1 protein-coding gene is annotated in these 259 nt (G+C 55.2%); it reads left to right on the forward strand.

Translation table 11 applies throughout. From position 1 onward, the window contains the following. On the forward strand, positions 1-259 hold a 259-nt coding region (locus AC1RPN_RS09075; protein ID WP_481763858.1), incomplete at both ends, for a hypothetical protein.

Consider the following 259-nt stretch of genomic DNA (forward strand, 5'->3'; position numbering starts at 1 on the left):
GACCAGCACAACATTCGCGGGATCGGCGTCAATTTCAAGGACGAGATTCTTGATCCGTTCCTCTCGAAGGTTGGCACCACTTGGCAGAAGAAAGCGGAATCTGCTACCGCCACCATCAAGTCGAAAGACATGGTGTTCGAGGTCTCGAGGAAGGACCCCCAGTTCTCGAAGGCACGCGCCTCCATCGACCGCATGCGCGACGTGCTGTATGACTTCTTCTGTCGTTGGGGATACCGTGCTGTATTCGACTACTCGGAAG

The sequence above is a fragment of the Dellaglioa sp. CoH-57-MRSF-20 genome (genome assembly GCF_056781955.1).